Raw genomic sequence first — 25783 nt, forward strand, 5'->3', positions numbered from 1 at the left:
GACGATGATCGGACTTGAACACTATCTTACGGTCGCGGCGACGCTGTTCGTCATCGGCATCTTTGGTCTCTTTCTGAACCGCAAGAACGTCATCATCCTGCTGATGAGTATCGAGCTGATGCTGCTGGCGGTGAATATCAACCTTGTGGCTTTCTCGTACTTTCTTGGCGATCTGGTGGGGCAGGTATTCACGCTGTTCGTGCTGACCGTCGCCGCCGCCGAGGCCGCGATTGGTCTTGCAATTCTGGTCTGCTTCTTCCGCAACCGCGGCACGATTGCAGTCGAAGACGTCAACATGATGAAGGGGTAAGAGATCATGGAAACAACCATCCTCTTTGCCCCGCTGGTGGGCGCCATCCTTTGCGGGTTCGGCTGGAAATTCATTGGTGAAAAAGCGGCGCTCTGGACCGCTACGGGCCTGCTGTTTCTTGCCTGTATTCTCAGCTGGATCGTTTTCTTTACTTTCGACCCGTCCGCCCATTCAGGCGGGTCCTATTCGGTTCCTGTTCTTCGATTCATTGAAAGCGGAACGTTGTCTACCGAATGGGCGATCCGTCTGGACCGGCTGACCGCGATCATGCTGATCGTGGTGACGACCGTTTCGGCGCTGGTGCATCTCTATAGCTTTGGCTATATGGATCACGACCCGCAATGGCGCGAAGGCGAAAGCTACAAGCCGCGTTTCTTTGCCTATCTCAGCTTCTTTACCTTTGCGATGCTGGCTCTGGTGACCTCGGACAATCTGGTACAGATGTTCTTTGGCTGGGAAGGCGTAGGCGTCGCATCTTACCTGCTGATCGGGTTCTACTATCGCAAGCCCACAGCCAACGCGGCCGCCATCAAGGCTTTCGTGGTCAACCGTGTGGGCGACTTTGGGTTTGCGCTGGGGATATTCGGACTGTTCTTCCTGACCGACAGCATCAACTTTTCCGACGTGTTTGCATCGGCGCCGTCGCTGGCGGAAAGCAAGCTAACCTTCCTATGGGGTGAGTGGACCTCGATCGAGGTCATCTGCGTACTGCTGTTCATCGGAGCGATGGGCAAGTCGGCGCAACTGATCCTGCACACCTGGCTGCCGGACGCGATGGAAGGCCCGACGCCTGTGTCGGCGCTGATCCACGCCGCGACCATGGTGACCGCAGGCGTGTTTCTGGTCTGCCGCATGTCTCCGCTATTTGAATTCGCCCCGGGGGCTGCCGGATTCGTGACCGTGCTGGGCGCCTCAACTGCATTCTTTGCCGCGACAGTGGGTTTGGTGCAAACCGACATCAAACGTGTCATTGCCTATTCGACCTGTTCTCAGCTGGGCTACATGTTTGTGGCGGCGGGCGTGGGCATGTATTCGGCTGCGATGTTCCACCTGTTCACACATGCCTTCTTCAAGGCGCTGTTGTTCCTTGGGGCCGGTTCCGTGATCCACGCCATGCATCACGAACAAGAGATGACCGAATATGGCGGTCTGCGCAAAAAGATCCCCTATACCTTCTGGGCGATGATGATCGGTACCCTGGCGATTACCGGTGTCGGTATCCCGCTGACCACCTTTGGTTTTGCCGGTTTCCTGTCAAAAGACGCGATTATCGAAAGCGCCTACGCGGGCGGGTCAAGCTATGGCTTCTGGTTGTTGGTAGTTGCTGCCGCGTTCACCTCGTTCTACAGCTGGCGTCTGATCTTCCTGACCTTCTATGGCGAGCCGCGCGGCGACAAGCACACGCATGAACATGCGCATGAAAGCCCGATGGTCATGCTGGTTCCGTTGGGTATTCTATCGCTGGGAGCAATCTTTGCGGGCATGATCTGGTACGGAAACTTCTTCGGTCATGCCGATAAAGTTGGCAAGTTCTATGGCATTTCCGTTGTCGAAGCTTCAGCTCATGTCGAAGCCGACAGCCAAGCCGCCACCACGGATCATGGGGAGGAAACTGCTGACGCGGCCAGCGACAGCCACGGCCAAGAAGCAGTTCATGCGGCAACCACCGACGAGGGGCATGGCGAGACGGATACCGGTCATGACGAAGCAGCGATCTCGGGTGAACATCACTATGTGTTTGCCGGCAAACCGGGCGAAGGCGGTATCTATATCGGTGAGAACAACCATGTTCTTGATGACGCTCATGCCGCACCGAAATGGGTAAAGGTTTCCCCCTTTGTCGCAATGGTGCTTGGCTTTGGCTTGGCGTATCTCTTCTATATCGTGAATCCGACACTGCCGGTGCGACTGGCTCAGAACCAACGTCCACTGTACCTGTTTCTGAAGAACAAGTGGTACTTTGACGAAATTTATGACGCGATTTTTGTCAAACCTGCAATGGCTCTTGGGCGGTTCCTGTGGAAACGCGGTGATGGAAACACAATCGACGGCTTCCTGAACGGAGTAGCAATGGGCATTGTTCCCTATTTCACCCGCCTCGCAGGCAAGGCGCAGTCGGGGTACATCTTCACTTATGCCTTCTGGATGGTTCTGGGGCTTGCTGCCCTGGTCACCTGGATGTCGATCGGCGGAGGGGCGCACTGATGGACAATATCCTCTCCATTGTAACCTTTATTCCGGCCGTTGCTGCACTGATTCTTGGCCTGTTCCTACGGGGCGATGACGCGGCGGCGCAGCGCAATGCCAAGATGACGGCATTGTTTGCAACCACGGTAACCTTTCTAGTCTCAATCGGCATCTACACAGGCTTTGATCCTTCGAACACCGGCTTCCAGATGGTGGAAGAGGGTGAATGGCTGATGGGCCTGAAATACAAGATGGGCGTGGATGGCATCAGCGTTCTGTTCGTGCTGCTGACCACTTTCATCATGCCGCTGACCATTCTGGCCAGCTGGAATGTGACAGACCGCGTCAAGGAATACATGATTGCTTTCCTGCTGCTGGAAACGCTGATGCTGGGCGTGTTCATGGCGCTGGATCTTGTGCTGTTCTACCTGTTCTTCGAGGCAGGTCTGATCCCGATGTTCCTGATCATCGGCATTTGGGGCGGCAAGGACCGCATCTATGCCAGCTTCAAGTTCTTCCTTTACACCTTCCTCGGCTCGGTTCTGATGCTGGTTGCGATGGTTTATATGTATGCAGATGCCGGTACCACCGACATCGAAGCGTTGATGAGCCATCAGTTCTCGTCCGAAGGCTTCAACGTGATGGGGATTTATGTCGTGGGCGGCGTGCAGACGCTGATGTTCCTGGCTTTCTTTGCCTCATTTGCAGTGAAGATGCCCATGTGGCCGGTTCATACCTGGCTTCCTGACGCACATGTTCAGGCGCCCACTGCAGGTTCGGTCGTTCTTGCGGCGATCCTCTTGAAAATGGGCGGCTACGGTTTCCTGCGCTTCAGCCTGCCGATGTTCCCGGTGGGAGCGGCGGTCATGACCGACGTCGTGCTGTGGATGTCTGCAATTGCGGTTGTTTACACGTCCTTGGTCGCGCTGGTGCAGGAGGACATGAAGAAGCTGATCGCCTATTCGTCGGTTGCGCACATGGGTTTTGTCACCATGGGCATCTTTGCTGCCACCCAACAAGGGATTGATGGGGCGATTTTTCAGATGCTCAGCCACGGTTTCATCTCTGCCGCACTCTTTCTTTGCGTTGGCGTGATCTATGACCGGATGCACACACGCGATATCGAGGCCTATGGCGGTCTGGTTATCCGCATGCCGGCTTATGCGCTGGTATTCATGCTGTTCACCATGGCCAATGTCGGATTGCCGGGTACCTCAGGCTTCATCGGAGAGTTCCTGACCCTGATGGGAACATTCCCCGTCAACACTTGGGTAACAGCCGTTGCGGCATCGGGTGTGATATTCTCGGCTGGCTACGCACTGTGGCTTTATCGCCGTGTGGTCTTTGGTGATTTGATCAAGGAAAGCCTGAAATCGATCACCGACATGAGTGCCCGCGAGCGACTGGTCTTTGCGCCGCTGATCGTCATGACCATTCTGCTGGGCGTCTACCCGTCGCTGGTCACAGACGTGATCGGCAACTCGACGGCTTCACTGATTTCGAACTATGACACGGCTCTGGCCGCGGCTGAGGCCGCGACCCAGGTCGCTGCATCGCATTAAGGGAGCTGTGGAGACATGATCCAGGCTGATCTGACTGTAATTTTGCCGGAAATCGTTCTGGCTGTCTACGCGATGGCGGCTCTCATCGGGGCTGTCTATACCAGCAAAGACGCTCTGGCTCCAATTTTGGTCTGGGTGACCGCGGGCCTGATGGCAGCGCTTTCGTTCTGGATTGCCACCAATGGCGGCACGACGCGTGTTGCGTTCAATGGCATGTTCGTGGATGACAGTTTCGCCCGGTTTGCCAAGGTTGCGATCCTATTGGCTGCAGCCTCAGTTCTGGTGATGAGCCAGGAGTACATGTCGCGCCGTGGTCTGCTGCGCTTTGAATACCCGCTTTTGGTGGCGCTTTCGGCTGTCGGCATGATGATGATGGTCAGCGCGGGCGATTTGATGTCTCTCTATATGGGGCTCGAATTGCAGTCCCTGTCGCTCTACGTTGTCGCGGCCCTGCGCCGGGACAGCGCCAAATCGACCGAAGCAGGATTGAAATATTTCGTGCTTGGCGCGCTGAGCTCGGGTCTTCTGCTCTATGGCGCATCATTGGTCTATGGCTATTCTGGAACGACGCTGTTTTCCGGTATCATCAAGACGGCGCAACACGGTGATGTGTCGATTGGATTGCTGATAGGTCTGATCCTGCTGATCTCGGGTCTGGCCTTCAAGGTGTCAGCAGTTCCGTTTCACATGTGGACACCGGATGTCTACGAAGGTTCTCCGACCCCGATCACCGCTTTTTTTGCGACAGCTCCGAAAGTTGCGGCGATGGCACTGTTCGCCCGTGTCATGCATGACGCGTTTGGCGGCGCTGTGGCAGACTGGCAGCAAGTGATTGTTCTGCTTTCCGTCCTTTCGATGTTCCTAGGTGCCTTTGCTGCCATTGGGCAGCGCGACATCAAGCGGCTGATGGCTTATTCGTCGATTGCCCATATGGGCTATGCCCTGATCGGTCTGGCTGCGGGCACTCAGTTGGGCATCAAGGCGATGCTGATGTACTTGGCGATTTATGTCACCATGAACGTTGGCACTTTCGCCTTTATCCTGATGATGGAGCGGGACGGCAAACCCGTGACCGATATCGACGCGTTGCGCCAGTTTGCGCGCCGCGATCCGGGTAAGGCGTTGGCAGTCCTGATCCTGATGTTCAGCTTGGCCGGCGTGCCGCCAATGCTTGGATTCTTTGCAAAATTTGGCGTTTGGCAGGCGGGTATCGATGCAAGTCTGACCGGCTTGGTCATCGCTTCGGCCATAGCATCAGTGATCGGGGCGTTCTACTATCTGCGGATCGTTTTCTACATGTACTTCGGTGCAGAAAACGAAGATCCGATCGATACACATTCGTCGCCGGTTCTTTGGGTTGCCCTGATGGGATCGGCCGCGCTGATGCTGGTTGGTGTGTTCTATCAATTCGGTGTCGAGGGAGCCGCTGCGGCAGCGGCAGCAACACTTGTCAACTGATAGGGTGGCAAATCCGAAAAAGGAGGCTCGGTTTTTGGACCGGGCCTTTTTGTCGTGAGTGACTGGCCACACGGTTACGGGCTCCACATTCTGGACGAAGTGGATAGCACGCTGAACGAAGCCGCCAGAATTGCGTCATCTCTACGTGGGCCGGTCTGGATCATGGCGCACCGCCAGACCGCGGCGCGCGGGCGTCGGGGCCGTGTCTGGACTCACCCACGCGGCAATCTCGCAGCAACTTTGGTCATGCGCCCCGAAGGACCACCAGAACGGGTTGCGCTGCGCAGTTTTGTTGCGGCATTGGCGCTTTTCGATGCCTGCCATGCCGTCACCGGTCGAACGGATGGTCTGGCTTTGAAGTGGCCAAATGACGTGCTGCTGAATGGCGGCAAGCTTGCGGGTATATTGCTAGAGAGTACCGGACAAGGCCGCGGGGTTTCGCATCTGGCGATCGGCATTGGTGTCAACCTCGTCGAAGCGCCTCCGCGCAACCTGATCGAACCCGGCGCGGTGCGCCCGGTTTCGCTTTTGTCGGAAACCGGCTCGCAAGTGGGGGCAGAGGATTTTCTGACCGAGTTGGCGGCTGCCTTTGCGCACTACGAGACTCAATTCCTGACCTACGGCTTTGAGCCGATCCGAACGGCGTGGCTTGCTCGGGCCGCTCGGCTGGGAGAGGCTATCACCGCCCGCACCGCGACGTCCGAGACCGTAGGAACGTTTGAAACGGTGGACGGCGAAGGTAACCTTGTCCTAAACACCGCCAAGGGCCGCGCAAGGATCGCGGCGGCGGACGTGTATTTCTGAAGGGTTTTCCAATGCTTTTGGCGATTGACTGCGGCAATACCAATACCGTCTTTTCGATCTGGGACGGTGAGAAGTTCCTGTGCACCCTTCGCACCTCGACGCACCACGCACGCACGGCGGATGCATATTTCACCTGGTACTCGACGCTGGTGAAGCACTACGGGATCGAAGCGGAAATCTCGGACGTCATCATTGCATCCACGGTCCCGCGTGTTGTGTTCAATCTAAGGGTTTTTGCCGACCGGTTTTTTGGTTGCCGACCGCTTGTCGTCGGGAAGCCTGACTGCCTTTTGCCGGTGAACCCGCGTGTCGATGAAGGGACTTACCCGGGCCCTGACAGGCTTGCCAATGCTGCAGGCGCGTTTGACCGGCATGGCGGCAATGTCGTTGTTGTAGATTTCGGAACGGCCACGAATTTCGATGTGGTGGCGGCTGACGGGGCCTATGTCGGCGGGATTATCGCGCCGGGCGTTAACCTGAGCCTTGAAGCCTTGCACATGGGGGCCGCGGCGCTGCCTCATATCGATATCAGCCGCCCCGAGAAAGTGATCGGAACGAATACCGTTGGTTGCATTCAGTCGGGGGTGTATTGGGGGTATTCGGGTCTGATCGAAGGTCTTATAAGCCGGATCAAGGCGGAATACGGAATGCCGATGCAAGTTGTCGCCACTGGTGGGCTGGCACCATTGTTCGATCAGGCGGATGTGGGGTTTGACGTGATCGAAGACGACCTGACGATGCACGGCTTGACGGTCATCCATCAATACAACAAGGAAAATATTTCGGCATGAGCAGTGACAGATTGATTTACCTGCCTCTCGGTGGGGCGGGTGAGATTGGAATGAATGCCTATGTCTACGGGTATGGCAAACCGGGGCAGGAGCGTTTGATCCTGGTCGATCTGGGGGTGGCTTTCCCTGACATGGACAGCTCGCCCGGTGTCGATTTGATCTTTGCGGATATCTCGTGGTTGAAAGAGCGGGCGGATCGGCTTGAGGCAATATTTGTCACCCACGCGCACGAAGATCACGTTGGCGCTGTCGCGCATTGCTATGAGACGTTGGGCGTACCGATTTATGCGCGGGCTTTTACGGCCAATATCGCCCGCCACAAGATGGAGGATCTGGGGCATTCTCCGGACGTCGTCCGAACGGTGTCCGCCTGGCCAGAGCAGGTTAACGCCGGGCCGTTTTCAGTCGGGTTTCTGCCGGTATCTCATTCGATTCCGGAAAGCGCCGGATTGGTAATCGATACACCCGCAGGGCGCGTCGTGCATTCGGGAGATTTCAAACTCGACCCAGAACCGGTTGTCGGAGAGCCATTTGATCCAGATCTCTGGGCCAGCGTGGCCGGCGGCGGCGTCAAGGCGCTGATCTGCGACAGTACCAACGTGTTTTCTACGCATCCGGGGCGATCAGAATCCGAATTGGGACCCGAAATCACAAAGCTTGTGGCGAACGCAACTGGTATGGTGGTCGCGACGACTTTTGCCTCGAACGTAGCTCGGGTCAAAACTCTTGCCGAAGCCGGTGAGCGCGCAGGACGCTCGGTGGTTCTGTTGGGGCGCGCGATGCGCCGCATGATTGAGGCGGCGACGGAAACTGGTATTCTTGGAAATTTCCCGCGTGTGGTCAGCCCAGAGGAAGCAGCGGACATGCCGCGCCAGAACCTGATGCTGATCGTCACCGGCAGCCAGGGTGAGCGCCGCGCCGCCAGTGCGCAACTGGCGCGTGGCAAGTACCGTGGTCTGGAGATGGCCGAAGGTGACCTGTTTCTGTTTTCTTCCAAAACCATTCCGGGGAATGAGCGCGGAGTAATCCGTGTCATCAACCAATTCAGTGAAAAAGGCGTGGATGTTGTTGATGACAGCACGGGTTTGTATCACGTTTCGGGTCATGCGAACCGACCAGATCTGGAGCGGATTCACGCCCTGATTGATCCGCAGATGGTTATCCCGATGCATGGCGAACACCGGCACTTGCGCGAGCACGCCAAACTGGCAGAGGAAGGCGGGCGAACCAGCATTGTTGCGGTCAACGGGATGAAGATTGACTTGACCGGTGATACCCCAGTGGTTGCCGAATATATCGAGACCGGTCGTACTTATCTTGATGGCACGGTTAAGATCGGCGCGCTTGATGGTGTAGTACGCGACCGTATCCGCATGGCGCTGAATGGCCATGTCACGGTGACAACAATTCTGGATGAAGAGGACGAGCCTTTAGGGGAGCCGTGGTGTGACGTGATCGGTCTGCCTGAGATAGGAAGCTCAAAAGCAGGGCTGATCGAGATTCTTGAGGAAGACCTCAACCAATTCCTGATGCGAGCCGAAGCCAAGACACTGGGAGACGATGACAAGCTCGAAGAAGCGCTCCGACGTATCGTTCGTCAGACCGCGCAGAGTGAGATCGGCAAAAAGCCGGAAGTTACCGTGGTCGTGAGCCGCATGCGCTAGTTTGGTGCTTCAATGCGTATCGGGCATCGGATAGCCGCGCAGGCGCAGGAAAAGGCTCGCTTCGTCATTGTTGTGGAAATAGGGCACTGAAACTGGCGGGGTGGGGTCGGCGGCGCGGGCCGCAACCTCGGCCAGAACGACTTCGGTAATGAATGGCAGGTCGAACTTGCGGACTTCGCTCAGCGGAATCCATTGCAAATGAGACAGTTCATCCGATGCATGGGTGAAGTCGTCCAGGTTTCCCTGAATTTCGCAGGCATCGACAAGAAAGAACCGTGCATCGAACCGACGAGGGCGTCCTGGAGGAGTCAAGGCGCGGAACACGAACTGCAGTGCCTCGGCAGCGGGGATGTAACCGGTGGCCGCGAAACTCTGCCAGTCATCAGGAATTGATCCGGCCCAGTTTCCGGGTTTGCCCAGGATCAGGCCGGTTTCTTCCCAAAGCTCACGGATCGCCGCGACGGCAAGCGCGTGCTGCAGGTCTGCGGGGGCCTTTTCTGTCAACCGCTCTGCGCAAACCGCTGGCAGGGGTGAGGCCAGTGCAACATCAGAATCTGCAGGATCAACAGCGCCGCCTGGAAAAACGAACTTGTTGGGCATGAACGCCGCTTTGGCGCCGCGTTGACCCATCAGGATGGATGGGGATTCCACCCGATCGCGCAGGACGATCACAGTCGCAGCGTTTCTGATCGCAGTCTTATCGTTGCTCATTGCCTCTCCGACTCGTTTCGAAGGCGTCAGTCGGCCTTGTCAAAACCATGCATCCGGCGCGCCCACTGATAGGCGATGACTAATCCCTTTAATCTGGGCAGAAGGTAGAGTGACAAAGCCAGACAACCAAGCGCAAAGATCAGAAACAAGGTCAATGGTTCTGGACGCCATTGCACATAGGAAACATGCAAAGCAGGAGCCATCAGGTGCCCGACGATGAGAATGGTCAGATAAGCTGGTCCGTCATCAGCACGATGGTGAAACAGCTCCTGACTGCAATGTGAGCATGTATCGTTGACCTTAAGGTAACTATGCAGAAGTTTCCCCTTGCCGCAATTTGGGCATTTTCCAAGAAACCCTTTTCGCACAGCGGGCCATGTTGGACGTTCCTGCTGAACGGTGGTCTCAATGGTCTGGTCTGTCATCTGGTCGCTCATACTATGGTTCGCAGTTTTTGGACCAGTTATGTCCAAATTGGAATTGCGGATAACTTCATTGCGTCGGGATGCCGCGAAAATAGGGCTTTGGGAGTCAGATTAAAAGTGCACCCGCAGTAAGTTTCTTTTCTACGCTGCGACGGAAAACGCTTTGCATCACGTTTCAGAAGTATGGGCAGCAACATGGGGTTGCTGCAAAACAAGGAAAACCGATATGAAACACACAGGCATTCTCTCGGGGATCGTACTTGCTACATTTGCCGTGGTGGGGTCCGCTGGTCTGGCAATGGGGCCTCAGGGCGTATCGCCGGTGACATTTCAAGAGCTGGATGCAGACGGCAACGGAGAATTAAGCAAAACCGAAATGGGGGCTTATCGAACCACGCGATTTAATAAAGCCGATTCCGACGGTGACGAAAAGCTGAGCTTGGAAGAAATGCAGGTCGTTGCGGTAGAGCGGGCAAAGGAACGGTCTAAGTTGATGTTCGAACGTCAGGACACCAATAAAGATGGTTTCCTGACAAGCGACGAAATGCCGAAGCCGCGCAAAGAAAGCAGGTTTTTTGACCGGGTTGACTCGGATGACAGCGGCTCGATTTCAGAGCAGGAGTTTGCCGACATGGGAAGCCGCATGGGTAGTCATGGAAAGAAACACCGCCAAGGTTGCAAAATTCAAGACTGAGCCAGGATTGAGGACATGAGACCCATGTCCAAGTCGTCCCGCGGCGAAAATACGGCCGCGGGCGATATCAGCGATGACGCGTTGTTGATGTTGTTCGCTAATGGCGATAGGCAAGCTGCCCGGGAACTGACGGCACGGCTAGGTCCGCGTACTTTTTCTTTGGCATTGCGGGTTCTGGGGGACAGGGCGGAAGCCGAAGATGTCGCGCAAGAGGCAATGCTCCGGCTGTGGCAGATGGCACCGGACTGGAAGCGAGGGCAGGCAAAAGTGTCAACCTGGCTCTATCGCGTTACTCTAAACCTGTGTCTCGACTTGAGACGGAAGAATTCGGCCGAACCGCTAAGTGCAGTACCCGAACCCGAAGATGGTCGGCCTACTGCGCCTGACCAATTGCAGGACACGGCCCGGGCCGATGCTTTGCAGGCGGCTTTGATGATACTGCCGGATCGCCAAAGAGAAGCCGTCATACTGCGCCATATAGAGGAACTGACCAATCCCGAAATCGCGCAAGTCATGGAAATCTCTGTCGAGGCAGTGGAGAGCCTGACCGCAAGGGGAAAGCGGGCTTTGGTCAAGGTGTTGTCCGGGAGACGAGAAGAATTGGGGTATCTGGATGGATGAGAACGAAAAAAAGCTCGAAAATCTGTTTCAGGCTGCTCGACAAAGACGAGGCGTAGTGCCCAAAGACCTGATGGCGCGGATGATTTCGGATGCTTCGAAGGTTCAGGGTAATCGGTTCGCGTCCGAATTCTATCCAAAGCGACCGATTCTATCTGTGATCGTGGGCATACTGGGTGGTTGGCGCGGTGTCGGAGGCCTGGCGACCGCCTGTGCGGCAGGTGTCTTGATTGGTCTGGCACCGCCGGCATTCTTGCCGGACCCGGTGGATTTGTTTGTGCAAAATTCTGAGGGCGATCTGATGGCCGAGTTGGGCCTTTTGGACCTGCCTATCGAGGAGGAATAGATGCAAGAAGAACATCAAAAAACCAAGCGCAGATGGCTAGCGATTCTTCTAGGGGCATCCCTGACCCTCAATCTTTTGGTTGTCGGTCTGATTGCCGGAATGGCCTTGCGATTTCACGGTAAGAGCGATCGGTCGCCGCCGAGTTTCGGACCGGCCTTGTACCGGGCTTTGCCCGACGCGGACCGCAAAGCATTGCGGGAACGGATGCATCAGGCAGACCGAGGCGACCGTCAAACACGCCAAGAAGGTTTCAAGGATCTGACTTTGGCATTGCGGGCAGTTCCCTTTGACCCCGATGCCTTGGCCGGCATAGTAGAGCAGCAGACAGCTTTACGCGTGCATACTCAACAATCCCTTGGCGAGGCTTGGTTGGTCGTGGTCGAAAAAATGACGGACGCACAGCGCTCAAGCTATGCTGATCGTCTGGATACCTATGTCAAACGCGGTAAGTGGAAGAAACGAAGGCACGACTGAGGTCCGATCGCAAAGATGTTCACAGCATGATCACTTGGTTTCGTCCCGAGTTTTTGGCCGCATAAAGCGCGCGATCCGCCGTGTCAATAAATGCGGACATACCTTCGAATTCATCGTCTGTGTTGCCGGCCAAAGGAATGGATGTGTGCAATCCAAAGCTGGCGGTAACGGTCACCCTTTCGCCGCACATGGGCAGATCATAGGGTGCATCACTGATGCCTCGTCGCAATCGTTTTGCGACCTGCATGGCCTTGTCTGGTCCGGCATCGGGCAGCGCAACAAGGAATTCTTCGCCACCCAGGCGGGCCACCAAATCCCTGGCGCTCAACTCTCGCCGGATGCGACGCGCCGTTTCGGTAAGAACGCAATCTCCAGCCAAATGTCCGAATCGATCATTGACGGCCTTGAAGTGATCCAGATCGACTATGATGACCGACAAATCTTTTTGTGACCTGCACGCATTGCGGACCATGTTTTTTAGTGCGGAATGTGCGTACCGAGAATTGCGCAATCCGGTCAAGTGGTCAAAGTAAGCGGCTTTCAATCCTTCCTGAACGGACGTGTGGCGCCTATCGTGCCGGGCTTTGCGCTTGGCTTGTATTTCCAAGTGAAGGGCAAGTTCTTCAGCGCAAAATGGGCCGATCATTGCAACGTCCGCGCCCCGATCCAAAGCTTCCACCGTGCGATTGGTGTTGTCACCCTGTATCACCGCGATCAAAGCCGATCGGCGTGTTGCGAGCCGGGCACGAACGTCTGTAAGCAAGCTCAAGCCCTCGCCATCCTCCTGTATCTCAACAATAAAGATGTCAGGCGCAGGATTTCTGAAAAGCGTGAATGCCTGACAGAGTGTGAAGCTTCCCAACGAATGGGATGTCAGCGGCTGCAAACGGCGAAGCCAGTTGCGGCGACACTCCTTGTTTTTTGTGACGATGGCAACGGAAGCGAGCGGTGCTTTGGGCTGAAACGGCTGCCCCTCATCCCCAAAGCCAAGTTCACTGGCTTCCTTGTTCCAGTTGAGGTCGTCGATTTCCGATCGCACCCGCATGAAGCTACGGACCCGAGCAAGCAAAAGGCTGTCACTATAAGGTTGTTCCAAAACGTCATCAGCGCCGGATCTGAGGGCACGTTTTCTGGCGTCTGTATCGTTTTGCGGAGTGATTGCGACGATCGGCGTATCGGAATGTCTTGCGCGTCCATTTAACAATCTCCTGACGGAAGACACGTTTCCGTCGGGAAGAGTCTCGGCCATGAGGATGATGTCCGGGTGATTGTGCTGAAGAATAGTCTCCAGGCCTTCCACTCGGGCTCGCTGGATCACTTGATAGCAGGCTGACGAAAGCTGAACGTTCAACATGATCCGGTTGGTCGATACGCCGTCCAGTACCAGAATTGTTCTCTGTACAGACATGGCCTTTCCTCTGTTTCCGTCTAGCGATAAAAAAGTCTCGGTAATTCTGGTTAACAAAACCTTTCAATAGTTTTTGGTGAGAGCGAATGAAGCCAATTCCTGCCGAAGCGGCCGAAACTCTGGCCTTGAATGCCTTGACCTGGTTGGTCGGGAACGAGGAGTTGTTGTCAGTTTTTCTGGGCTCAACCGGGGCTTCGGCTGCGGATCTGCGCGCTTTGGCAACAGATGTCGACTTTCTGACGTCTGTCCTCGGTTTTCTGATGCTTGACGACGCCTGGATTGTGGCGTTTTGTGACGCGCATTCGGTGTCATATGATCGCCCGGCCATGGCCCACATGGTGCTGACTGGAGAGACAAATACGCACTGGACGTGAAACCTGATTGCCCGTTTTCGGAGTAGGCGAATGACTATTGAAGCTCTTTTGTTCGACAAAGATGGGACGCTGTTCGATTTTGCCGCAACCTGGGGGACATTTGCGCACACATTCTTGTCACGTATCGGCGCGAACAATGACGTTAGGGCGTCCTACCTTGGGCAGGTGATCGGGTTCGATTATGAAAGCAAGACATTCAGCATGGACAGCGTCGTAATTGCAGGAACCCCTGGCGAGATTGCAGAGGCTCTGCTGCCGGAAATGCCCGGCATGTCCCACTTGGAACTGGTAACCATCATCAATGAAGAGGCATCCAAGGCACCGCAACACGAAGCCGTTCCGCTGGCTCCTTTCCTGGAAGGGCTGAGGGCAAAGGGACTGAAGCTGGGGGTTGCGACGAACGACGCTCACGCACCGGCGATGGCGCATTTGGGTTCGGTCGGGGTGCAGCGACTATTTGATTTCATCGCCGGCTTCGACAGTGGTCATGGCTGCAAACCCGGCCCAGGGCAGTTGCTGGCATTTTCCGGGCATATCGGTATGGAACCGTCTAAGATCGCTATGGTCGGAGACAGTCGGCACGATCTCGAAGCCGGACGCGCCGCGGGGATGACAACCGTTGGTGTATTGACCGGGATGGCTCGTTCTGAAGATCTGGCCGACCTCGCGGATGTCATTTTTCCGAATGTCGGATACATTCCGGCTTGGTTGGGACATTGACGCTGGCGTACTCACTTATCGAAATTGGACTGTCGAAAGCGACATCTGTTGTCGCGGACGGAGCGGCTTTTCACCTTTGCTTGATGCCTTGCTAGAGGTGAAACAAGCGAAAGAGAAACCCATGTCCGATACATCAACCCGTAAACGCCGAGGTGGCGGTCGTTCTGGTGCCGCGGCGCGTCGTGGTGGTACTGTTATCGAGCAAATGCCGTGGAACCCGCCGGTCAACATCGATCGGCCGACCGAGCCTCTTGATCAGGACGGAATTGAGGCGATTCACGAAGGCGCGATGCGCATACTCGAAGAAATTGGAATCGCGTTCTACAATGAAGAAGCTAAGGGGATCCTGCGCGAGGCCGGTTGTGCCGTCGACGGTGATATCGTGCGCATGGGACGCGACTTCGTCATGGAAATGGTCGCAAAGGCGCCGGAACGTTTCACCATTACACCTCGAAATCCAGATCGAACTATTGAGGTTGGTGGCAAGACGATGCTGTTTGGCAATGTCTCATCCCCCCCGAATTACTGGGACATGGAAATTGGCCGGAAGGTTCCCGGCAATCGCGAGATGTGCCGAAACCTCTTGAAACTGACACAGTATTTCAACTGCATCCATTTCGCCGGAGGATATCCGGTCGAACCAGTTGACATTCATGCAAGTGTTCGGCACCTCGATGTGGTCTATGACAAACTGACGATCAGCGACAAGGTAATGCACGCCTATTCACTGGGTAAGGAGCGGGTCGAAGATGTGATGGAAATGGTCCGTATCGCTGGCGGCCTGTCCCATGAGGAATTCGAAGCATCTCCCCGTTTGTATACCAACATCAATTCCACGTCGCCGCTCAAGCACGACCATCCGATGATCGACGGGTGCTTGCGGCTTGCGCGTCGCGGTCAGGCTATCGTAGTCACACCGTTCACCTTGGCGGGAGCTATGGCCCCAGTCACAATGGCAGGCGCTGTTGCACAATCCCTGGCCGAAGCCTTGTGCGCAATTGCATTGTTCCAATATGTTCGCCCGGGAATACCCTGTGTCATTGGCACATTCACGTCGAATGTCGACATGAAGTCGGGCGCACCTGCCTTTGGCACGCCGGAATACATGCGATCAACCCAGATGACCGGCCAAATGGCCCGCTTCTACAAGCTACCAATGCGGTCTTCGGGCGTTTGTGCGGCCAACGTGCCGGACGGACAGGCGATGTGGGAAACCTCAAACTCGCTATGGGCGGCGGTGCAATCCGGTACGAACATGGTCTACCATGCGGCAGGCTGGCTAGAAGGCGGCCTTATCGCATCGCCAGAAAAATTCATTATGGATTGCGAGATACTGCAGCAAATCCAACGTTACATGCAGCCCGAAATCATGGCGACGGGGCCAGATGAAATTGCCTTGGATGCAATCAAAGCTGTTGGAAATGACGGGCATTTCTTTGGCATCCAGCACACTCAGGATCGGTATGCGACCGCTTTCTACCAGCCGTTCCTGAGCGACTGGAAGAATTTCGAAGGCTGGGAAGCTGCGGGTGGTTTGTGGACGCCCGAGCGTGCCCATCACCTGTTCAAGGAAATCATTGGCAGTTTCGAAGCACCGCCTATGGATGCCTCGATTCGCGAGGAACTGGCAGAGTTCGTCGCCCGCAGGAAGGCTGAAGGGGGCGCCCCGACCGATTTCTGATCTGCCGCAGGGTTGCCTACAATAGATCAAGTGCCAATGCGTTGGGTTGGTAGGGTTCTTGGCGATTCCTTAACCTTTTCCAACTCAAGTTGTCTCGACAGTGAGTTGAGGTAACAAATGCACGGGTTAATCAACAAGGCGATTCAATCGTTCGTCACCCATAGCTACGGGACAACGCGTTGGATCAACGTGGCCGAAGCGGCAAATCTGGGTTTTGTCGAATTCGAAGCCATGCTGGTGTACCCCGATGAATTAACAAATCGAGTGTTGACGGCGATGTGCCGGGAACTTGGGCGGCCTCAGAACGAAATCCTCGAGGATTTAGGTACATTTCTGGTGTCGGACCCAAATACCGAAGCGCTAAGGCGTCTGTTGCGATTTGGCGGAGTCAACTATGTCGAGTTTCTACATTCTCTGGACGATTTGGAGGATCGGGTCCGGTTGGCCGTTTCTGATCTGGAGCTCCCGGCTTTGGAATTGTGGGAAAACGATCCGGCGGATTATCGTCTGACTTGCCACCGCGGCCTTCCGGGATATGCCTATGTAATGATCGGTGTGCTACGCGCTATGGCAGATGACTATGGTGTCCTGGCGGTGTTTCAACACATGGGCGAGCACGAAAAAGGTGAAATCATCTCCATAAGGTTGATCGAAACCGCTTTTTCCAAAGGTCGGCAGTTTGTCTTGGGAGCGCGGGCGTCGTGATGTGTCAAAAAGATCTGATTGCTCTGCTGGACAAGCTGTGCCCGATGTACGTTCTTTTGGATCAAGACAGCCGAATCTTACGCACCGGTTTGACACTGCAAAAGCTGCGGCCAAGCGAGAAATTTGAAGGAAAGTCGTTTCTTGAACGGTTCGTTTTGGTCAGGCCACGATCCGTGAAATCAATGTCTGGATTGCTGGGTGTCGCCGGGGGAAAACTGCATCTCCGGTTCGACGATGCTCCGAGGACCGTATTCAAGGGTTTGATCGTGCCCTTGCCGGAGTCAGGGTTGGCAGTTGTCAACCTGTCCTTTGGAATCTCGATTCCGGATGCCGTTCGCGACTATGATCTTACCAGTTCAGATTTTTCCAGCACGGACATGGCTATTGAGTTGCTGTATCTCGTCGAAGCGAAATCGGCAGCGATGGAGGCATCCAGAACGCTCAACCTTCGCCTTCAGGGCGCCCGAATCGCGGCAGAGGAACAGGCGTATACCGACACTTTGACCGGTCTGAAGAACCGAAGAGCGATGGATCATATCCTGAAACGATACCAAAGTTCGGCGACACCGTTTTCACTAATGCATCTTGATCTGGATTTCTTCAAGGCAATCAACGACACATTGGGACACGCTGCCGGCGACCACGTTCTTCAAAATGTTGCGAGGATTATGGTCGAAGAAACACGGGCGGAAGACACGGTTGCTCGAATTGGAGGTGACGAGTTTGTTCTGATCTTTAGGGAGCTGGTGGATCGGGTCCGGCTTGAAGCCATAGCCAAGAGACTGATTGCACAACTGGAAAAACCGCTACCTTTCGGCGAGCGTATTTGCAGGATATCAGCAAGCATCGGTACGGTGATTTCCCTGCAATTCGAAAGGCCTGACCCCGATCTGTTGCTACACGCCGCCGATTTGGCGCTATACGCCGCCAAACGCGGAGGGCGGGCACATCATCGGTTTTTTTCTGCTGATTTGGCGGAGCCGCTGGCGAGGCTGTCGGAGCGTTGATGAGCTAGTTCTCCGGTGATAAACCGGCCAGACCACTGTGCGCCTTTTCGCCCAACTTTATATGATGGGTTGAGGCTTTCTTGACAAATAATATGGGGAATGCTCGGCTTGTGCTATAATGAAGCGTATTCAGCGAAACCGGGCGCGAAACCCCTTTGGTGGCCCGGCGAAAAGCGAGGTTATAGTCATGTTTTCAAAGTATCTATGCGCCACGGCGATGGTTGCCAGTGTCGCTTTGGTTCCGGCACGCCAGGCCCAATCTGATGAAGCGGCCGCATTCTTGGGCGGAGCGCTGCTCGGTGGCTTGGTGGTCAACGAAGTGCACAAGAGCAAGCAACGAAAACAACAGCAGGCAAGTCGCTCGACCTATTCGTCTTCGGGCGTTTCCTCTGCACAGCGCCAGCAAAATCGAGAAGTTCAGACCGCGCTGAACTATTTCGGTTACAATGTCGGCGTTGTTGACGGCCAACTTGGCCGACGCAGCCGTGCCGGGATTTCCCAATATCAGGCCGACATGGGCTACAATATCGACGGCTATCTGGACGACTACGAGCAGAATTTTCTGCTGTCGTCATACAATAGGGCGCTTTCCAGCGCGCATGTCGCACCCTACAACCAGATTGTGGCCAGCCAAGGAACTGCAGGTCTGTTGCGCAGCTATCGCAACGAACAGCTTGGCATAGCAACGCCACAGACAGCCACCCAACCGCAATTGGCCGCAGTACCGCAAGCACAGGCTCCGCAGCCGATCGCAGCACCTGTTCTGGGCGGTGAAACAGTGGCCGCACGCGCCGATACGGGCGGCCAACTGCCAACTTTCGGCTTTGCACCAGGCGGAAAATCAGCGAACGAGCTGTGCAATGACACAAGTATTCAGACAGCGTCAAATGGCGGTGCAACGCAGCCCGGAGCGGTCAGCAATACGGAACTTGCTTTGAACGAGCAGTTTTGCCAAGCGCGGATTCAGGCCATTGCCGATGCGTCAAAGCTGGAAGAGGCCATCCCCAATATGACGGCACCCCAGATTGAGGCGCAATGCCAGCAGCTAACCGATGCGATAGCGCCGAAAATTGTCGGAATAGATTCGCAATCCCCTGATCAAGTCATTGCGGACGCTTCGGCAGTTTTGACTCAATCGGGAAACTCGGTCGATCAACTCGCATCCGGCGGAAAGGTATGTCTGGGTGTCGGATATCGTACGGACGATGCTGAAATGGCGTTGGCGTCGGCGGTGTTGCTCGTGGCGGCGGGGCAAAAGGGCTATGCCGAAATAGTCAGCCATCAACTGCGTGAGGGCATCGGAGTTGCCAAGGCTGCGGGATCGCAACCGCAGGAGTGGATGCAAATGGCGCTAAGCGCAGCAGACTCCGGTTCTCCGGTACTTGGACAAACCCCGCAACGTGTGGCGGTTCTTTCCGAAGCAACGGGCGGCGGCGCAGCGTCTTCGACCTTGCCGATCTTCTCGACGACGTCGAGCGATTGATACTGGCGCAATGAATACCGGTCGGGGTCGGAGGGTCCCGCCCGGTGCACTTTTGGAAACCGTTTCAGACGGAGAAATACGCCTTCAGCCGACGCCCGATATGCGCGGGAATTGGAGGAAGTTCTCCTATCACCGGCATGGTATTTCCTTTGAACTCAGCCTCGCTCAGGGCTTGGGGGACATCTTCTAGGGCATGTCCTCCGGCACAGGCGAAAAAAGGCAGGCATAGCGATTGCGCAGACATCCCCGCTGCGGCCTGAGCGATACTTGGCTCTTCTTCCACAAATCCTATGCGGGTGGACTTGAATCTGATGGTCTTTGTCAACTTGTCCGCAAATTCTGTCGCAACGCGCGCAGGATTGCGGCTCCGCCCCGAGCCGTGCGCTGCCAGAACCAGATCAGTCGCTTCCGGCTCCCATTTCAAACGTTCCAGTTCTTGTAACAGGGCCGTTGCCACCAATCCGGGTAAGTCAGCATCTGTACCCAACGGTTCAAGAATGTGCAGTGGTCTGCTCCCCAGTCTTTCGGGCAGGGCTTTGTTTACAAACCAGCCCCGCGCCATGAAGAGAGGATAGATCGCAGTGCTATCCGGAAGCTGAGCAAGCATTTTCTCCAATCGGTCAGGCGTGGCCAGAGTGGCCGAGTGGACAGTTATATCCGGAATCGTAGCGTCAACACGCGCGGCAAGGCTGCGCAAGGCCTCTTCCGCTGGGAATGGGTCAGATGGCTGGCCGTGGGCGACAATCAGGGCATGTTGCAATGTTGGCTCCTTTTTCACTCCGGCAAATGTGTTGTCCGCTCCAAAAATGTCAATCGTGCCGGATTGCTGTCTATCCCAGAACGGTCAGCCAGACCCACACAGTCATAATTGAAGCCCCGGTCGCTATCAGCACCGAGGATGCTGCAACCCGCTTGGCGCGCCCGTACATGTTTGCAAAGATATATGCGTTGAAGCCCGGGGCCATCGAAGCGTTCAGCACCGCGGACCGGAACAAATCTTGTGGCAAAGACAGCGTTTTTCCAAACAGCCACACGAGGGAGGGATGCAGCATCAGCGAGACGCAACACACGAAGAAAATAGTGCGCAGGTCGCCTTCAGGGCGGTATTGAACCAGTACACCGCCAAGCGCAAAGAGGCCGCCCGGCAAGGCGGCAAGAGTGATAAGGTCCAATGCGTTGTTGGCGACTGCGGGAATTGGAACGCCGGTCAAGTTTACAACAAAGCCAAGGGCGATGCCCAGGATCAGAACGTTGCGGAACATGGCGTTCAGGGCGGCACCGATCATCCGGCGGCCACCGCCACCGCGGTTTCGAACGATCTCCATAACGGTGATACCGACGCCATAGCAAAACGGTGAATGGAACGCGATGATCGCGTAGTTGCCGGTCAGGTTTTCCGGACCATAGGCGCGTTCAGTGATCGGCAGACCTAACAATACCGAGTTCGAAAAAAGGCAGCAGAACCCAATGGCGACGCTATCTTCCCAATCGCGTTTGAAGATGTAATGCGCGCCAACCATTCCAACGGCAAAGCACAAACCGGCCCCACTGAAGAAACTGGCCAGCAGTCTCGGATCGAAACTGGTCTGCAAGTCCAGGGTAGCAACAGCCTTGAACAGCAGGCACGGAATTGCAAAACCCTGTGTGAAACGCATCAGACCATCGACATGCTCGGGTCGGAAATATCCTGATCTAGTGGCGACATAGCCCGCGCCGATTACCAGAAAAACAGGCAGGATAACGTCAATCAGGCTTTGAAACATGGCCAATCTCTTGTCTGGTTGGCCGTGGCTGCCCTTGTCATGGCTATTGGGTGCCAGAGAGTCAGCGATACCGCCTAAAATGGATACCGGATCACCATGCCGTCATAGGCGGGTGACACATAGCCTGGAGTTTCTGCATCCACCGTCTCATAATCAAGATCGATATGCATGTTGGTGAGAACAGCGCGTTTGGGCTTTGCCAATTCAATCCATTCCAGTGAACGCTCCAGATGCGCATGCGTAGGGTGTGGCTTGCGGCGCAGGGCATCCAGAATCCAGCAGTCGAGGTCTTTTAGCTCGTTCCATGCCTCGTCATAGATTTTTTCGACATCCGGCAGATAGGCGACACCTTCGATGCGGAAACCCAGAGAATCGATGGAGCCATGTCCAACGGTGAACGGTCGGAACGGGATCGGTCCGCCAGGGCCGTCGACTTCGAATGGGCCGCTGATTGTTTTGAGATCCAAAATCGGCGGATAGGGAGAGCCTTCGGGCTGAATGAAGGCGTAACCAAAGCGGCTGAGCAGGGCGTTTTGCGTGTCACCGTCGGCCCAGACCGGTACACGCGACTGCATGTTGAATACGATCATGCGCAGGTCGTCGATGCCGTGCACGTGATCGGCGTGAGAATGGGTATAGATAACGCCATCCAGCCGACCGGTGCCGGTATCCAGCAACTGGTTGCGCATGTCCGGCGACGTGTCGATCAAAACCGTCGTGGTACCCTCAAAACCGACACGTTCTATCAGCAAGGAACAGCGCCGCCGCACGTTTTTGGGATTGGATGGATCGCAATCACCCCAGTGCCCACCAAGACGTGGCACGCCTCCAGATGAGCCGCATCCGAGAATGGTAAAGCGCAACTCGCCCCTCATGCAATTGCCTTGTAGGTGGCGGCTTTTGTGAAAAGCCGGTCGAAATTAGCCTGCGTTTTCGCCGCGAATTCGGAATACTGGATGCCGAATATCTCGGCTCCTTTTCGAGCGGTATGGGCGGTATAAGCCGGTTCGTTTCGCTTGCCGCGGTGGGGAGGCGGCGCGAGATAGGGGGCGTCTGTTTCAACAAGGATGCGGTCTAAGGGTGCTGCGGCGAAGATATCCCGCAATTCCTGGTTTTTGGGGAAGGCTGCAATGCCGGACATGGACAGATAAAAACCCAGGTCCAGTGCAGCACGGGCCAACTTGGCCGACGACGAAAAACAGTGCATGACACAGCTGTAAGGTGCGTTGCGGTATTCTGCGGCGAGAATACGGGCCATGTCTTCATCCGCCGCCCGGGCATGTATGATCAGGGGCAGTCCTGTCTGTTGCGCAGCTTCGATATGAATACGCAGCGAGACTTTTTGAACCTGGGCACTTTCAGCGGTGTAGTGATAATCCAGCCCGGTCTCACCGATCCCGACGAATTTCGGATGTTGTGACAGCGCTACCAGTTCTTCCACCGTCGCCATCGGCTCTTGAACCGCGCTCATAGGATGAGTTCCAGCTGCATAGAAAACCGGCGTATGTGCCTCGGCAATGGCACGTACCGTCGGTTCATTGCACAATCGGGTGCAAATCGACACCATGCGCGTCACGCCTGCCTCGACGGCGCGGTTTATGATTTCGGCCAATTGCCCTTCGAAATCGGGAAAATCCAAATGACAATGGCTGTCGGTTATGACAGGGGGGGGCGTGCTGTCGCTCATCTGCTCTTACCGGCGGTTTCCTGTATTTTGAACACCGTATCTAGGACCAGAGCAGCAGGGTCAAGGTTCACCGCCCGCCCTTGCCGGGTTCGGGCGGTTATCATGGCGACGGCCTCGGCCCATGATCGTCCCGATTGCGGTGTAGATGCCAATCGTTTCAGTATTTCGGCCTCGCCAGGGATGGCTTCGGGTAAAGGCGGTGTGCCGGTCGCACCTGTTCGGGAAAGCCGGGCCAGTAAAATGTCGATCAGGGATAGAAGCAGATCAAACCGCTCCGACGCACCTCGTTGCGCGCTGGCTTCGGCCAAAGCCAGGGCGCGCTGGCGGTCCAACCGGGGAAGGCTACCCAAGATTGCGATCAGATCTGAGTATATGTCCAGCCCGCCCAGGTTCAAAAGCCGAACCGCTTCACCAACCGAACCGCCAGAAAGTGCTATCAGGTTGTCGGGCAGTGATGAAATATTTGCGCCGCACTGCGCGAGGGCAGCCTGCATGTCGTCTGAACTCAGTGGTCTCAACCTTAGTGTACGGCAGCGCGACCGGATAGTTGGCAACAAGCGCGACGGCTGGTGTGAGACAAGCAAGAGCGTCGTGCGTGCCGGAGGTTCCTCCAGCATTTTCAGCAAGGCATTTGCCGCGCTGACATTCAATTCATCGGCACTATCGACGATCACAACCCTTCGCCTGCCATCTGCCGAAGTCAAACCAAAGAACCGGCCAAGCTTACGGATATCGTCGACAACGATTTCGTTGCGCAGCTTGCCTTGATCGTTGAGCGAACGGGTGACCGATACCAATCCCGGCTCAGCCCCGGCTCGCATTCGGCGAGAAACCGGATGTTCCGGATCGATCCCCAATGACGTCGGCTTTGGCGGACCGCCAAACAAGCCGTCATCTGCTGGAGGAGTTACCAGCAGAAAAAGCGCGATCCGCCAGGCCAAAGTGGCTTTGCCAATGCCCCGGGGGCCAGTGAGAAGCCATCCATGATGCAGCCTTTCCGAGTTGAACGCGGACAGAAATGTCAGCTCCGCTTCGGATTGCCCGAACACACACATCGTGTCACGCGGATGAGGGGCGCCGGGCGCCTTGTCTGGAGTGGGAGTTTCGTCGGTCATTCGTGCCTATCGCAATGCCTGCATCGCGATGTTTGACACATCCCTTGCAACCGTGTCTATGTCCCGATTGCCGTCGACGACACGAAAACGTTCGGCAAACTCCTCGGCCAAAGACAGAAACCCAGCTCGCATCCGCTGTTGTAGTTCAAGTCCGAAATCCTCGAACCGTTCTTCGGTGCCTTGCCTGCCCTTGGCGCGGGACAGACCGGTGTTCGGGTCCATGTCAATTAAGACAGTCAAGTCAGGCTCTTGCCGGATCATCAGGCTGTGCAAGGTGTCGACCACACAGCGCAATTTGCCTCGAGACAGCCCCTGGTACATACGGGTACTGTCGGCAAAGCGGTCGCATATCACGATCTTTCCCGCAGTCAGAGCCGGGGCAATAGTACGTTCCAAATGATCCCGGCGGGCCGCTGTGAACAACAAAATCTCTGTTTCCGCCGACCAGCGATCCGGATCGCCTTCAAGCACGAGGCGCCGGATTTCCTCGGCCCCGGGCGAACCTCCCGGTTCGCGTGTCAGGACGACTTCGTGTCCCTGAGACCGCAAGAACTCGGCCAGCATTCGTGCCTGTGTTGACTTGCCTGATCCGTCGATTCCTTCGAAGGTCAGAAACAGACCCCGGCCCGTCACATTACCTCCAACGGGCCACTGATGAACTCTTTCATCAAGATACCTGCCACAGTCTTGATCCGGACAACGAAACCACCCAGCGGTACCGCTTCGGCTGCTAAAAGAGGGCGGCGGATTTCCGGCAAACCGTCGGGGTTGATCACGAGTTCAGCTAGTTGCTGTCCTTGAGCTACCGGGGCATTGATCGGACCTTGGTAAACCACCTCTGCTTCGACCTTTTTGTCCCCGAGAATGGGCAAAAGCAAGTTTAGGTCGCCCTGCGGAACCAAACCTACCGATTGTTTAGCTCCCATCCAGATTTTTGCGTCTGCGATCGGAGTGTCGGCTCTGGCGATGGTTTTTTCGACAAAATGACGAAAGGACCAGTTCACGATGGCCTCAGATTCTTCGGCGCGTTTGGCTTGGCTGTCGAGACCCGTCAGAACGAAAATCACGCGACGATCACCCTGCTTGGCTGATCCGACCAGGCCATATCCGGCTTCGGAGGTGTGGCCGGTCTTTAGGCCATCGGCGCCGATATCGAGTTTGAGCAACGGGTTGCGGTTACGCGTATTGGACGGTGCGCGCCCATCGAACTCGTACACTTCCTCGGCAAATAGCGGGTAATACTCCGGGAAATCCGAAATCAGATGATCCGCCAGTATAGCAAGATCCTTTACCGACATCATGTGCCCGGCAGCTGGCCAGCCATTCGAATTTGCGAAAGTAGAATTATCCATCCCCATCTGTTTGGCGCGCTGGGTCATGTATCGTGCAAATCCTGCTTCGGTCCCATCCGGGCTAAGCGCTTCGGCGATTACGACGCAGGCGTCGTTACCGGACAAAACAATGATCCCGCGCAACAGGTCTTCGACGCGAACGCGATCCTGCGTGTTAAGGAACATGGTTGAGCCGCCGTAACTCATGGCGTGCTCTGATACCGGCAATTCTTCATCCAGTGTCAGACGACCGTCACGCAAGGCCTCGAACGCGACATAGAGTGTCATCAGTTTAGACATCGAAGCAGGAGGCAGGGGTTGATCCGCCTCTTTTGACAGAAGGACCGTACCGGTGGTCTGGTCCAGCACATAGGCCGCTTTTGCCGATGTATCGAATGCCATCGCGGGAAGTGCCAGCATAGCAAATCCCAGCGAAAGAACGGTCGAGCGCAGCACTGTCAGCAT

The 25783-nt window shown here is 55.8% G+C and carries 27 protein-coding genes; 17 read left to right on the top strand and 10 right to left on the bottom strand.

Annotated elements, in window-relative coordinates:
• Nucleotides 1-4 precede the first annotated feature (4 nt).
• The 7 genes from nuoK to ACR0LZ_RS08220 are packed head-to-tail and all read left to right on the top strand — an operon-like array spanning nucleotide 5 to nucleotide 8776.
• Nucleotides 5-310: an NADH-quinone oxidoreductase subunit NuoK gene (gene nuoK / locus ACR0LZ_RS08190; protein WP_480749298.1), complete on the top strand. Its 306-nt coding sequence runs from the start codon at nucleotides 5-7 to the stop codon at nucleotides 308-310.
• 6 nt (nucleotides 311-316) lie between these two features.
• On the top strand, nucleotides 317-2515 hold the full coding sequence (gene nuoL / locus ACR0LZ_RS08195; protein WP_480749299.1) for an NADH-quinone oxidoreductase subunit L: 2199 nt from the start codon (nucleotides 317-319) through the stop codon (nucleotides 2513-2515).
• Nucleotides 2515-4059 carry an NADH-quinone oxidoreductase subunit M gene (locus tag ACR0LZ_RS08200; protein WP_480749300.1) on the top strand — a complete coding sequence of 515 codons (1545 nt, stop codon included), beginning with the start codon at nucleotides 2515-2517 and terminating at the stop codon, nucleotides 4057-4059. Before nuoL ends, ACR0LZ_RS08200 begins: the two co-directional genes overlap by 1 nt.
• A gap of 15 nt (nucleotides 4060-4074) precedes the next feature.
• The gene (nuoN, locus tag ACR0LZ_RS08205) at nucleotides 4075-5517 is read left to right on the top strand and encodes an NADH-quinone oxidoreductase subunit NuoN (RefSeq protein ID WP_480749301.1); all 1443 of its coding nucleotides are present in this window, start codon (nucleotides 4075-4077) and stop codon (nucleotides 5515-5517) included.
• Between the two features lie 54 nt (nucleotides 5518-5571).
• Nucleotides 5572-6321 (top strand): biotin--[acetyl-CoA-carboxylase] ligase, encoded by a 750-nt coding sequence (locus ACR0LZ_RS08210; RefSeq protein ID WP_480749302.1) that lies wholly within the window; start codon nucleotides 5572-5574, stop codon nucleotides 6319-6321.
• Between the two features lie 11 nt (nucleotides 6322-6332).
• Entirely contained in the window at nucleotides 6333-7112 is a 780-nt protein-coding gene (locus tag ACR0LZ_RS08215) for a type III pantothenate kinase (protein WP_480749303.1), read from the top strand.
• Nucleotides 7109-8776, top strand: coding sequence for a ribonuclease J (locus ACR0LZ_RS08220; RefSeq protein WP_480749304.1), 1668 nt, complete (start codon nucleotides 7109-7111; stop codon nucleotides 8774-8776). Before ACR0LZ_RS08215 ends, ACR0LZ_RS08220 begins: the two co-directional genes overlap by 4 nt.
• 9 nt (nucleotides 8777-8785) lie before the next feature.
• Here the strand turns inward: ACR0LZ_RS08220 and ACR0LZ_RS08225 are convergent, their stop codons facing one another.
• Nucleotides 8786-9487, bottom strand: coding sequence for an NUDIX hydrolase (locus ACR0LZ_RS08225; protein WP_480749305.1), 702 nt, complete (start codon nucleotides 9485-9487; stop codon nucleotides 8786-8788).
• A gap of 26 nt (nucleotides 9488-9513) precedes the next feature.
• A complete protein-coding gene (locus ACR0LZ_RS08230; protein ID WP_480749306.1) occupies nucleotides 9514-9912 on the bottom strand; it encodes a DUF983 domain-containing protein in 399 nt (132 codons plus the stop codon).
• A 226-nt stretch (nucleotides 9913-10138) separates the two neighbouring features.
• On the opposite strand from ACR0LZ_RS08230, the gene ACR0LZ_RS08235 reads away from it, so the two are divergent.
• Genes ACR0LZ_RS08235 through ACR0LZ_RS08250 form a run of 4 tightly spaced genes read left to right on the top strand, consistent with a single transcriptional unit; the run spans nucleotide 10139 to nucleotide 12044 of the window.
• Nucleotides 10139-10606: an EF-hand domain-containing protein gene (locus tag ACR0LZ_RS08235; protein WP_480749307.1), complete on the top strand. Its 468-nt coding sequence runs from the start codon at nucleotides 10139-10141 to the stop codon at nucleotides 10604-10606.
• A 24-nt stretch (nucleotides 10607-10630) separates the two neighbouring features.
• Entirely contained in the window at nucleotides 10631-11227 is a 597-nt protein-coding gene (locus ACR0LZ_RS08240) for an RNA polymerase sigma factor (RefSeq protein ID WP_480749308.1), read from the top strand.
• A complete protein-coding gene (locus ACR0LZ_RS08245; protein WP_480749309.1) occupies nucleotides 11220-11570 on the top strand; it encodes a hypothetical protein in 351 nt (116 codons plus the stop codon). The genes ACR0LZ_RS08240 and ACR0LZ_RS08245 overlap by 8 nt, the downstream gene beginning before the upstream one ends.
• Nucleotides 11571-12044, top strand: a complete 474-nt coding sequence (locus tag ACR0LZ_RS08250; RefSeq protein ID WP_480749310.1) for a periplasmic heavy metal sensor — start codon at nucleotides 11571-11573, stop codon at nucleotides 12042-12044.
• Nucleotides 12045-12063: 19 nt separating this feature from the next.
• Here the strand turns inward: ACR0LZ_RS08250 and ACR0LZ_RS08255 are convergent, their stop codons facing one another.
• Nucleotides 12064-13452 (bottom strand): diguanylate cyclase, encoded by a 1389-nt coding sequence (locus tag ACR0LZ_RS08255; RefSeq protein ID WP_480749311.1) that lies wholly within the window; start codon nucleotides 13450-13452, stop codon nucleotides 12064-12066.
• A gap of 86 nt (nucleotides 13453-13538) precedes the next feature.
• Here ACR0LZ_RS08255 and ACR0LZ_RS08260 point away from each other — a divergent pair, with 86 nt between their 5' ends.
• From ACR0LZ_RS08260 to ACR0LZ_RS08285, 6 genes are all read left to right on the top strand, one after another.
• Entirely contained in the window at nucleotides 13539-13826 is a 288-nt protein-coding gene (locus tag ACR0LZ_RS08260) for a DUF3572 domain-containing protein (protein ID WP_480749312.1), read from the top strand.
• A gap of 30 nt (nucleotides 13827-13856) precedes the next feature.
• Nucleotides 13857-14546: an HAD family hydrolase gene (locus ACR0LZ_RS08265; protein ID WP_480749313.1), complete on the top strand. Its 690-nt coding sequence runs from the start codon at nucleotides 13857-13859 to the stop codon at nucleotides 14544-14546.
• Nucleotides 14547-14667: 121 nt separating this feature from the next.
• Nucleotides 14668-16227, top strand: a complete 1560-nt coding sequence (locus tag ACR0LZ_RS08270; RefSeq protein ID WP_480749314.1) for a trimethylamine methyltransferase family protein — start codon at nucleotides 14668-14670, stop codon at nucleotides 16225-16227.
• A gap of 117 nt (nucleotides 16228-16344) precedes the next feature.
• Nucleotides 16345-16932, top strand: a complete 588-nt coding sequence (locus ACR0LZ_RS08275) for a heme NO-binding domain-containing protein (protein ID WP_480749315.1) — start codon at nucleotides 16345-16347, stop codon at nucleotides 16930-16932.
• Nucleotides 16929-17939, top strand: a complete 1011-nt coding sequence (locus tag ACR0LZ_RS08280) for a GGDEF domain-containing protein (protein ID WP_480749316.1) — start codon at nucleotides 16929-16931, stop codon at nucleotides 17937-17939. Before ACR0LZ_RS08275 ends, ACR0LZ_RS08280 begins: the two co-directional genes overlap by 4 nt.
• A gap of 187 nt (nucleotides 17940-18126) precedes the next feature.
• Nucleotides 18127-19422: a peptidoglycan-binding domain-containing protein gene (locus tag ACR0LZ_RS08285; protein WP_480749317.1), complete on the top strand. Its 1296-nt coding sequence runs from the start codon at nucleotides 18127-18129 to the stop codon at nucleotides 19420-19422.
• A gap of 64 nt (nucleotides 19423-19486) precedes the next feature.
• Here the strand turns inward: ACR0LZ_RS08285 and ACR0LZ_RS08290 are convergent, their stop codons facing one another.
• From ACR0LZ_RS08290 to ACR0LZ_RS08320, 7 genes are all read right to left on the bottom strand, one after another.
• Nucleotides 19487-20182 (bottom strand): CbiX/SirB N-terminal domain-containing protein, encoded by a 696-nt coding sequence (locus tag ACR0LZ_RS08290; protein ID WP_480749318.1) that lies wholly within the window; start codon nucleotides 20180-20182, stop codon nucleotides 19487-19489.
• 70 nt (nucleotides 20183-20252) lie between these two features.
• Nucleotides 20253-21185, bottom strand: coding sequence for an AEC family transporter (locus tag ACR0LZ_RS08295; protein ID WP_480749319.1), 933 nt, complete (start codon nucleotides 21183-21185; stop codon nucleotides 20253-20255).
• A 74-nt stretch (nucleotides 21186-21259) separates the two neighbouring features.
• Nucleotides 21260-22060, bottom strand: coding sequence for an MBL fold metallo-hydrolase (locus tag ACR0LZ_RS08300; protein ID WP_480749320.1), 801 nt, complete (start codon nucleotides 22058-22060; stop codon nucleotides 21260-21262).
• Nucleotides 22057-22872, bottom strand: a complete 816-nt coding sequence (locus tag ACR0LZ_RS08305) for a TatD family hydrolase (protein ID WP_480749321.1) — start codon at nucleotides 22870-22872, stop codon at nucleotides 22057-22059. Before ACR0LZ_RS08305 ends, ACR0LZ_RS08300 begins: the two co-directional genes overlap by 4 nt.
• The gene (locus tag ACR0LZ_RS08310) at nucleotides 22869-23987 is read right to left on the bottom strand and encodes a DNA polymerase III subunit delta' (RefSeq protein ID WP_480749322.1); all 1119 of its coding nucleotides are present in this window, start codon (nucleotides 23985-23987) and stop codon (nucleotides 22869-22871) included. Before ACR0LZ_RS08310 ends, ACR0LZ_RS08305 begins: the two co-directional genes overlap by 4 nt.
• Before the next feature lie 6 nt (nucleotides 23988-23993).
• Nucleotides 23994-24620, bottom strand: coding sequence for a dTMP kinase (gene tmk / locus ACR0LZ_RS08315; protein ID WP_480749323.1), 627 nt, complete (start codon nucleotides 24618-24620; stop codon nucleotides 23994-23996).
• Nucleotides 24617-25783 (bottom strand): D-alanyl-D-alanine carboxypeptidase family protein, encoded by a 1167-nt coding sequence (locus ACR0LZ_RS08320; protein WP_480749324.1) that lies wholly within the window; start codon nucleotides 25781-25783, stop codon nucleotides 24617-24619. The genes tmk and ACR0LZ_RS08320 overlap by 4 nt, the downstream gene beginning before the upstream one ends.

This window comes from Ruegeria sp. CI1, from assembly GCF_056536925.1.

Excerpts from the sequence above, each read along its gene's own strand:
- nuoK (WP_480749298.1), top strand. The coding sequence starts at position 5 with ATGATCGGACTTGAACACTATCTTACGGTCGCGGCGACGCTGTTCGTC.
- nuoL (WP_480749299.1), top strand. The coding sequence starts at position 317 with ATGGAAACAACCATCCTCTTTGCCCCGCTGGTGGGCGCCATCCTTTGC.
- ACR0LZ_RS08200 (WP_480749300.1), top strand. The coding sequence starts at position 2,515 with ATGGACAATATCCTCTCCATTGTAACCTTTATTCCGGCCGTTGCTGCA.
- nuoN (WP_480749301.1), top strand. The coding sequence starts at position 4,075 with ATGATCCAGGCTGATCTGACTGTAATTTTGCCGGAAATCGTTCTGGCT.
- ACR0LZ_RS08215 (WP_480749303.1), top strand. The coding sequence starts at position 6,333 with ATGCTTTTGGCGATTGACTGCGGCAATACCAATACCGTCTTTTCGATC.
- ACR0LZ_RS08220 (WP_480749304.1), top strand. The coding sequence starts at position 7,109 with ATGAGCAGTGACAGATTGATTTACCTGCCTCTCGGTGGGGCGGGTGAG.
- ACR0LZ_RS08225 (WP_480749305.1), bottom strand. The coding sequence starts at position 9,487 with ATGAGCAACGATAAGACTGCGATCAGAAACGCTGCGACTGTGATCGTC.
- ACR0LZ_RS08230 (WP_480749306.1), bottom strand. The coding sequence starts at position 9,912 with ATGACAGACCAGACCATTGAGACCACCGTTCAGCAGGAACGTCCAACA.
- ACR0LZ_RS08235 (WP_480749307.1), top strand. The coding sequence starts at position 10,139 with ATGAAACACACAGGCATTCTCTCGGGGATCGTACTTGCTACATTTGCC.
- ACR0LZ_RS08240 (WP_480749308.1), top strand. The coding sequence starts at position 10,631 with ATGTCCAAGTCGTCCCGCGGCGAAAATACGGCCGCGGGCGATATCAGC.
- ACR0LZ_RS08245 (WP_480749309.1), top strand. The coding sequence starts at position 11,220 with ATGGATGAGAACGAAAAAAAGCTCGAAAATCTGTTTCAGGCTGCTCGA.
- ACR0LZ_RS08250 (WP_480749310.1), top strand. The coding sequence starts at position 11,571 with ATGCAAGAAGAACATCAAAAAACCAAGCGCAGATGGCTAGCGATTCTT.
- ACR0LZ_RS08255 (WP_480749311.1), bottom strand. The coding sequence starts at position 13,452 with ATGTCTGTACAGAGAACAATTCTGGTACTGGACGGCGTATCGACCAAC.
- ACR0LZ_RS08260 (WP_480749312.1), top strand. The coding sequence starts at position 13,539 with ATGAAGCCAATTCCTGCCGAAGCGGCCGAAACTCTGGCCTTGAATGCC.
- ACR0LZ_RS08265 (WP_480749313.1), top strand. The coding sequence starts at position 13,857 with ATGACTATTGAAGCTCTTTTGTTCGACAAAGATGGGACGCTGTTCGAT.
- ACR0LZ_RS08270 (WP_480749314.1), top strand. The coding sequence starts at position 14,668 with ATGTCCGATACATCAACCCGTAAACGCCGAGGTGGCGGTCGTTCTGGT.
- ACR0LZ_RS08275 (WP_480749315.1), top strand. The coding sequence starts at position 16,345 with ATGCACGGGTTAATCAACAAGGCGATTCAATCGTTCGTCACCCATAGC.
- ACR0LZ_RS08285 (WP_480749317.1), top strand. The coding sequence starts at position 18,127 with ATGTTTTCAAAGTATCTATGCGCCACGGCGATGGTTGCCAGTGTCGCT.
- ACR0LZ_RS08295 (WP_480749319.1), bottom strand. The coding sequence starts at position 21,185 with ATGTTTCAAAGCCTGATTGACGTTATCCTGCCTGTTTTTCTGGTAATC.
- ACR0LZ_RS08300 (WP_480749320.1), bottom strand. The coding sequence starts at position 22,060 with ATGAGGGGCGAGTTGCGCTTTACCATTCTCGGATGCGGCTCATCTGGA.
- ACR0LZ_RS08305 (WP_480749321.1), bottom strand. The coding sequence starts at position 22,872 with ATGAGCGACAGCACGCCCCCCCCTGTCATAACCGACAGCCATTGTCAT.
- ACR0LZ_RS08310 (WP_480749322.1), bottom strand. The coding sequence starts at position 23,987 with ATGACCGACGAAACTCCCACTCCAGACAAGGCGCCCGGCGCCCCTCAT.
- ACR0LZ_RS08320 (WP_480749324.1), bottom strand. The coding sequence starts at position 25,783 with ATGCTGACAGTGCTGCGCTCGACCGTTCTTTCGCTGGGATTTGCTATG.